Raw genomic sequence first — 7,688 nt, forward strand, 5'->3', positions numbered from 1 at the left:
TAAGAGTAAGAGGATTGCCTGTACATCTCAATTTATGGAAAGCCCTGAAAAAATCACCATAATTCCTCTAATCAACCTTGCCACATCAAGGTTTAATTATGATAAATCCTCAATCACCGTAAAAAATACGTAAAAGCCAAAATTCTGAAAAACAACTATTTTATGCAACTGTGATCTAAAATAGAGTCTTAGAGACAATATTTTTAGAGTTGTCAAAACTCCAAGACTGCAAATATTGTGTCAAGAAAACAATAACATTTATTCTATACATTTCAATTCTATGAAAGCAGAAGTGATTGAATTAATAACAACGGTTTTCCATGTTTTACGAGTTAATCTGCGGTGGATGACTTGGAATCTATTTTTGGCTTTCATCCCTTTGGCTTTAAGTGTTTGGCTATTTCGCAAAAAACGCGGAGTTTCATGGATTTGGTGGCTAGGATTTCTGAGTTTCTATGCTTTTTTACCAAATGCGCCTTATTTATTAACTGATGTTATTCATTTAATAGATGATATCCGGCGAGTTCAGTCAGTATGGATGATTACATTAGTGTTAATGCCTGTGTATTTTGTGGTCATTTTTGGCGGATTTGAGGCTTATGTCATATCTTTGATAAATTTAGGTTACTATTTACACCGAACGGGTAAAAGCAAATGGATTTTTTCTGTTGAATTAATGACTCATGCTCTTTCTGCTGTTGGTATTTATTGGGGAAGATTTTTACGGTTTAACAGTTGGGACTTTATTACTCAACCAGATGCAATAATCACGAAAGGTGTAGAGGAAATACTTGGTAAACAGCCGTTGGTAATTATTACGATTACTTTTGTAGTTCTTTGGGTTTTGTATTGGTTTATGAAACGAATTACTTTGGGTTTTGTTAACAATGGTGCTACTTCACAACTAAAGGATCATCATATTCACAATATTAACTAATGACATAAGTAGGTGAACACAATAAAACCAATCTGTGTAAAGAAAAGTAAAATCGCCCAAACCCTCTTCACTCTTGCCTCTTGCCTTGCCATAACGACGATTTTCAATGCTAACCTACTTACAGCAGAATTCAGGAGTCAGGAGTGAAATTGGTTTGCTGTTCCAATACTTGTCAGTTAAGCTCAAAAAATAGAATTACGTAGGTTGGGTTGAGGAACGAAACCCAACATTTACCAGTATTTGTTGGGTTGCTGTCCGACTTTGGATTTAGATTCTGTAACTTATTAATCTACTGTAAATTTAATATCCCTGATTTCTTAAAGAAGTTGGGGATATCAACAAAAAAATTCCTATTTAGATTTAAAATAGAAAAGCAAATATAAAAAACTATAAAAAGTGAAATTGGTGAAACAGCGATTAGATACATTATTAGTAGATTTGGGATTATGTGCTTCCCGTCAACAAGCACAGCGGCTAATTCAAGCTGGAGAAGTAACTGTAAATCAACATAAGATTGATAAAGTCGGCACAGAAGTTGATATTACCGCCCAAATTCAAGTTAAAGAACGTCCTCCTTTTGTGTCTCGTGGTGGGGAAAAACTGGTCAAAGCTTTAGAATGTTTTGGAATTTCTGTAACTGACAGAATTTGTTTAGACGGGGGAATTTCTACAGGTGGATTTACAGATTGTTTATTACAAGCCGGCGCAAAACAAGTTTATGGTGTAGATGTTGGTTATGGACAAGTTGACTGGAAAATCAGAAATGATCAACGGGTAATTTTAAAAGAACGCACGAATTTACGTCAACTACAACCAGGGGAATTATATGCTGAAAATGCCATATTTCCTGATTTGATAGTTGTGGATGTTTCCTTTATTTCTTTAACTAAAATTTTGCCGGCGGTATGGCAATTAACACAAGCCCCCAGAGAGGCTGTATTGCTGGTAAAACCACAATTTGAGGTTGGCAAGTCTCGCATCGGCAAAAAAGGCGTTGTCCGCGATTCTGATGACCAAGCTGATGCAATTTTTAATGTGATGAAAGGGGCGTTAGAGCTAGGATGGAAATATAAAGGTTTAACTTGGTCGCCAATCACAGGACCTGCGGGAAATATTGAATATCTTTTATGGTTGGGAATGGAAAGCGAAATTATCCCTCCAACTTTAGCAGCAATTCAAGAAATTACTAAACAAGTCATGCAGGAGTTTGGGAAAAAATGATGAATAATCAAGATTTTAGTTGGTGTTTTGGGTTGGTACTTACTTCGCCTCTAATCTTGTCATCATCGTCACCTCCTACGCAAAGTTCTAGAGCTAACAAGGCTTTGTATGAGTTGACATAGACCTAATGGCTATTTATCTGTTGCTAGTTAGGTGACGGGTGAAATCGCTACCATTACACAGAGTAAATGCGTAGTTTTAGCTCGTAGGAGATGGTATCGTTAGGCTCATTAAAAGAATAGCTCAGTATCAGTATGTTCCCATAGCAGATCGTCTTTATGAAGAATATCTCCAAGAAATTAGTCGGGAGGGTTTAATATGACAGGACATAAAAAGTTTAGCAATCTTACTAAAGATTTCTCCGCAGAAAGAAAAGCCAAAATTGCTACTCAAACAGCTAAACTAAAAGAAGAAATGGCATTAACTGAATTACGCCAATCTTTAAAAATATCTCAAGCTCAATTAGCTGAAAAGTTGCAAATTAAACAACCTGCTATTTCTAGATTAGAAAATCGCACTGATATGTATGTTAGTCATCTGCGAGAAGTTATTGAAGCTATGGGAGGAGAATTGAAAATAACGACAAAATTCCCTGATGTTGAAGTAACAATTACTAATTTTGAAAATTTGGCAATGGATATTGATGAGTAGGAGTTGAAGATAGAGAAAAAATTGAGATTTTTTAATTTTTAGAGTTTTGCTAAAATGTAAATGGCTATAAAACAAGGAAATATTCAGCTATGACACTTGCTAATTTATCAATTCCTCAACAATATACACTTGATCTTGAACCAGAAGGACGTTTAACTTTACCTAAAGAAATCCAAACCATGCTGAATTTAGAATCTGGAGACAGATTAATTTTAACTCTGGAAGATAATGGAAAACTCCAATTAGTCAGCCTCAAACAACAAGTTAAAAAATTAAGAGGTTTATTAAAAGATAAATCACCTGATAGAAACTTGGTAGATGAACTTATCCAGGAACGCAGACAGGAGTATTTAAGTGAATAAATCTGTGTTAGATGCTTCTGCCTTTTTAGCTTATCTTAGAGATGAACCAGGAGCAGAAATTGTAGAAAATGCGTTGATTGATGGGTGCTATATCAGGGCAAACGCACCTAAATTCTGTAATCCATGTCCAGCAAGAGTTTCAACTTTTAGTTACAAAACTAAACAATCGTCAAAACCTTGGTCCAGTAAGCATTCTAAAAATAAGATGCGTTTGCCCTGGGTGCTATATTAGTATTATTAATTGGGTAGAGGTATTGTCAAAAGTTGTTGATTTAGGAGAATCACCAGAGGAAATTATTAAACGATTGAGAGATGAAGGCACATTTATGACAACTACTAAATTTCCTGAGTATCATTGTATGATTATCCCACCCCCCAATTCCCAAAGAGCGATACATTTGCTAAAATTGCAATCATCATAACACCAATTAATCACTATGTACTCCACTAATCCACACCAAGAACTCTTACAAGCGATCGCTAACCTTAGTGATAGCGAAGCGCTCCGTAGGAATCAACAAATCCCACTTATCTTACAATTTATCTCATCCCTAGAAACACCTATTAACAATTATCCAACTTCAGCTAAAACAGTTTTAGAACGAATGGGTGGTTATCCCAAATTTTTACTAGAAGGATCAGGAGATTTTTCAGATAGAGATGTACGCAAAAAAGCGATCGCTGACAGAATTCAGGCAAGACATCAAACAAGAACTCATGAATAATTATCCCCTGATTCTAATTGATACTGGAATTCTTGTTGCCTTCTATGACCGTAAAGACAAGTATCACCAACAAGTTGTTAACTTTTTTAGCACCTGTACCAGTCAACTCATCACAACAATTGCCTGTGTTACAGAAGTGATGTGGTTACTTGCCCCAAATACAAAAGTGCAAAACGAATTCTTATCTGCCTTATCAATAAGAGTTTTCTTATGCGAACATTTACTGCCATCAGACTATCAAAGAATCCAAGAACTTAACACGATTTATCGCTTATTGCCATTTCCGAAAGATTAAACATTTCTGCTATTGCCACTCTAGATAAAGACTTTAATATTTATCGCCGCTATCGCAAGCAACCATTTAATCGCATATTTTTACCTTAATTAGACGAGCAAAATTAAACTTGTATTGCTTTGAGATAAAGGGCGATAGGGCGATCGCTGACTTGTTAATTCATTTTTTGATTTGTGATAACGGAGTGCGCCACTTTCAATTATTTTAGCCCTACTATACTAAAATTCTCTCAACCAAAATCTGATTCATAATTTACTGCTTCAAGGAAGCCGCCGCAACTGAAGCAATAATTTCCCAATCTTTTTCTGTCAACATTACCCCAAGCAGTTCGCGTAAAACCTGATGATTAGAAATAAACTCTTCACCAAAAAATTCATCCCTCCGCAACACAGCTTGAATATGTTCTTTAACAGTAGATGTAGGTAGCCTGAATCTTTCCAGTAACTTCTCTCTGGCGGTAGCAGATACTATAGAAGTGGCAGTTCCTAAATTCCAATCTTTAAGCAACAAACGCACTTCTCGATTCAAAGAAATCCGCAAAGTTTTTAAACGATAAAACAATTCGGGATTAAGTAATAGTTGACTAAAACCAGAACCCCAATCTAAACCAGCACCAATATTACCCCCTACTTCTTCCTCAGCTTGGATACTTTTTCTCAACCATTCTTCATTAAGTAATAAATCCATCGGGGTTGCTAATTCTTGGTTAGAGGTGAACGGAATATAATTAGATTCTTGCTGACTCATTACTTACCCTCACTGCTTTTGTTATAAGAACGCCATACACCGTACTCAAAATAAACCGTGATTTTTTAGCAGCTTGACAGATAAATGTGTTTGATGGTATAAACAGTAAAGATTCGTTATACCAGATTTTGTTTATGCTTGATAAGGTTGTTGACGCATTAATTGGGGAAACAGTACATAAAGTCTTAGATAAATTAAAGTATAGCGAAATACGATTACGATTGTTAAATAAATTTGGTTTAAAACCAGATACACCACCAAATGATTTTGATGGTGTTTATGTTTATACTTTAATTGAGTATGGTGTAGGTAAACAAAAAGTTATTTTACAGTTAATTTTACAGTTATTTAAAGAAAAAGAAATTAAAGAAGAGTTTCAGCAAGCATTTAGTCAAAATAGAAGTTTTAATATTCAAACATTAGATAATTTTATTCAAAGTTCTGATATTGGCAATAAAATCAAACATCAAAATATTGATTATCGCCGAGAATTGACTGAATTTGCCAGATTATTTGTTGAAATTGCCAAACGAGCTAGAACAGCAACGGAAATTTTACAAGACCATAAATTAGATAGTTTACAAAATAGTTTAAATCAAATTCGGGAACAAATTAACCAACTTAGTTCACCAGAACTTCAAAAACAAATTGCTCAATTAGTCCAAAGTCAACAGCAATTGTTACCACCTGGGGAAATTGTCAGAGAAACAGAATTAGCTAAACAATTAAAAAAATGGTTTGAAACACTGGGTTATAAATTTGAACCTCACGAAGTCTTAGAAAAAGATTATTTTGAATGGATTATTAATATTCCCAAACGGCGAGGATATGACCGGATTTTAATTAGAGGAATCAACGCAGAAACAGGAATTAATGATATTAATGCCGTCAAAACAATCGTAGAAATTCAGAACGTTGATGAAGGTTGGATTGTCGCACCACGTCGAGTTAGTAAATTAGCCAGAGAAGAAGTTAAAAAAGCTGAAAATAACCAGATTTTTTGTTATTCATTTGATGAATTAATTGAAGCTGATGCTGATTTTAGTGGTTATTTTGATTGGTTAGAAAGAGAAGTTAAAAGCAGAGGAATTGATCAATATTATGTTTCATTAGCTTGTACCAAAGAAGAAATTAATCCCCAAACTAAACAGCGAATAGGAATTAGTCATTATGGTGAAGAAGATGGTTGGATTGAACGTTATATTAATGAATGGTTGGCTGACCCAGTAAAAGAACATTTATCTGTTTTAGGAGAATTTGGCACAGGTAAAACTTGGTTTGCTTTTCATTATGCTTGGTTTGCTTTAGAAAAATATCGTCAAGCGAAAGCAGAAGGGTTACCTATTCCGCGAATTCCTTTAGTCATTCCTTTAAGAGATTATGCCAAAGCGGTGAGTATTGAATCTCTATTTTCTGAGTTCTTTTTTCGTAAACATAACATTGGTTTATCAGGATATTCTGCCTTTGAACAACTTAACCGCATGGGGAAATTATTATTAATTTTTGATGGCTTTGACGAAATGGCCGCACGGGTAGACCGTCAAGCAATGATTAATAATTTCTGGGAATTAGCAAAAGTTGTGGGAACAGAAGGAACAAAAGCAATTTTAACCTGTCGTACTGAACATTTCCCCGAAGCATTAGAAGGACGCAGCCTGTTAAATGCAGAATTACAAGCATCTACTTCTAATCTCACAGGAGAACCACCCCAATTTGAAGTTTTAGAATTAGAAAAATTTGATGATCAACAGATCAAACAGGTACTTAATTTTAAAGCCACACCAGAAACCGTTGATAGTATCATTAATAATGAACAATTATTAGATTTGGCACGTCGTCCGGTAATGATTGATTTGATTATGGAAGCATTACCGGATATTGAAGCTGGTAAACCTGTGGATATTTCCCGTGTTTATCTCTATGCAGTGCGTCAGAAAATGGCACGGGATATTAAAGCTGACCGCACTTTTACCTCAATGGCAGATAAATTATATTTCTTGTGTGAATTATCCTGGGAAATGCTGTCGAATGACAAAATGAGTTTAAATTATAAAGAATTTCCAGATTTAATTCGTAGTTATTTTGGTGAAACGGTACAGGAACAAAAAGATTTAGATCATTGGCATTATGACATGATGGGGCAAACCATGTTAATTAGAAATGCTGATGGTGATTATTATCCTGCCCATCGTTCATTATTGGAGTTTTTTGTCTCCTATAAATTGGGACGAGAATTAGGGATTTTAGCAGCAGATTTTCAGGAAGTTGTGGAGGTTCTTCCCTACGACCAAGGAACAACAGATTTAAGTCAAACTTTCGGGAAAACTCTCTTAGCCAAAGCCGTCTTAGATTTAATGTTTCCCATGTTGTCAACAACAGCAAATCAACGGTTATTAGCGGAGGTTAAAGCCACTAAAGGTAAAACTGAAACAGTAGCAGGTTACTGTGGTAGTAATGCGGTACAGTTGCTACTCAAAGGTAGTCGGTTGGCGTTAGAAAAACAGGATTTGAGTGAGACAGTTATACCTGGTGTGAATTTTGGTTTGGCTAGTTTGTATAATGTCAACCTGACGGGGGCAAATTTAACAGAGACTTTTTTTGCTAAGGCATTAGGATCAGTTTATTCCCTTGCTTATAGTCCAGATGGAAAATACCTGGTTACAGGAGATAGTAACGGTAGAGTCCAAATTTGGAATGCCGTAACAGGAAGGGAAATATTGACTCTTTTGGGTCATAGCAGTGTGGTTAGG

Annotated in this window: 8 protein-coding genes and 1 pseudogene; 8 read left to right on the top strand and 1 reads right to left on the bottom strand. The window is 35.3% G+C overall.

The window, feature by feature from the left end:
* Positions 1–280 precede the first annotated feature (280 nt).
* The 7 genes from FJR37_RS05330 to FJR37_RS05360 all read left to right on the top strand — a co-directional run bounded on the left by FJR37_RS05330 (position 281) and on the right by FJR37_RS05360 (position 4,191).
* Positions 281–937, top strand: a complete 657-nt coding sequence (locus FJR37_RS05330; protein WP_168465496.1) for a DUF1361 domain-containing protein — start codon at positions 281–283, stop codon at positions 935–937.
* Positions 938–1,339: 402 nt separating this feature from the next.
* Positions 1,340–2,158, top strand: coding sequence for a TlyA family RNA methyltransferase (locus tag FJR37_RS05335; protein WP_168465502.1), 819 nt, complete (start codon positions 1,340–1,342; stop codon positions 2,156–2,158).
* A gap of 318 nt (positions 2,159–2,476) precedes the next feature.
* On the top strand, positions 2,477–2,809 hold the full coding sequence (locus FJR37_RS05340) for an XRE family transcriptional regulator (RefSeq protein WP_168465497.1): 333 nt from the start codon (positions 2,477–2,479) through the stop codon (positions 2,807–2,809).
* Between the two features lie 89 nt (positions 2,810–2,898).
* A complete protein-coding gene (locus tag FJR37_RS05345; protein WP_168465498.1) occupies positions 2,899–3,171 on the top strand; it encodes an AbrB/MazE/SpoVT family DNA-binding domain-containing protein in 273 nt (90 codons plus the stop codon).
* Positions 3,172–3,425: 254 nt separating this feature from the next.
* Entirely contained in the window at positions 3,426–3,593 is a 168-nt protein-coding gene (locus FJR37_RS26850; protein ID WP_174763390.1) for a hypothetical protein, read from the top strand.
* Between the two features lie 15 nt (positions 3,594–3,608).
* Positions 3,609–3,896: a hypothetical protein gene (locus FJR37_RS05355; RefSeq protein WP_072033645.1), complete on the top strand. Its 288-nt coding sequence runs from the start codon at positions 3,609–3,611 to the stop codon at positions 3,894–3,896.
* Positions 3,889–4,191 carry a type II toxin-antitoxin system VapC family toxin gene (locus FJR37_RS05360; protein WP_371416099.1) on the top strand — a complete coding sequence of 101 codons (303 nt, stop codon included), beginning with the start codon at positions 3,889–3,891 and terminating at the stop codon, positions 4,189–4,191. The genes FJR37_RS05355 and FJR37_RS05360 overlap by 8 nt, the downstream gene beginning before the upstream one ends.
* A gap of 252 nt (positions 4,192–4,443) precedes the next feature.
* Here FJR37_RS05360 and FJR37_RS05365 read toward each other — a convergent pair whose 3' ends face one another.
* On the bottom strand, positions 4,444–4,938 hold the full coding sequence (locus tag FJR37_RS05365) for a hypothetical protein (protein WP_168465499.1): 495 nt from the start codon (positions 4,936–4,938) through the stop codon (positions 4,444–4,446).
* Positions 4,939–5,072: 134 nt separating this feature from the next.
* Here FJR37_RS05365 and FJR37_RS05370 point away from each other — a divergent pair.
* Positions 5,073–7,688: pseudogene (locus FJR37_RS05370) on the top strand (hypothetical protein); the annotation flags it as partial.

The organism is Aphanizomenon sp. UHCC 0183 (assembly GCF_009712065.1).
GTDB lineage: Bacteria > Cyanobacteriota > Cyanobacteriia > Cyanobacteriales > Nostocaceae > Dolichospermum > Dolichospermum heterosporum.

Excerpts from the sequence above, each read along its gene's own strand:
- FJR37_RS05330 (WP_168465496.1), top strand. The coding sequence starts at position 281 with ATGAAAGCAGAAGTGATTGAATTAATAACAACGGTTTTCCATGTTTTA.
- FJR37_RS05340 (WP_168465497.1), top strand. The coding sequence starts at position 2,477 with ATGACAGGACATAAAAAGTTTAGCAATCTTACTAAAGATTTCTCCGCA.
- FJR37_RS05345 (WP_168465498.1), top strand. The coding sequence starts at position 2,899 with ATGACACTTGCTAATTTATCAATTCCTCAACAATATACACTTGATCTT.
- FJR37_RS05355 (WP_072033645.1), top strand. The coding sequence starts at position 3,609 with ATGTACTCCACTAATCCACACCAAGAACTCTTACAAGCGATCGCTAAC.
- FJR37_RS05360 (WP_371416099.1), top strand. The coding sequence starts at position 3,889 with ATGAATAATTATCCCCTGATTCTAATTGATACTGGAATTCTTGTTGCC.
- FJR37_RS05365 (WP_168465499.1), bottom strand. The coding sequence starts at position 4,938 with ATGAGTCAGCAAGAATCTAATTATATTCCGTTCACCTCTAACCAAGAA.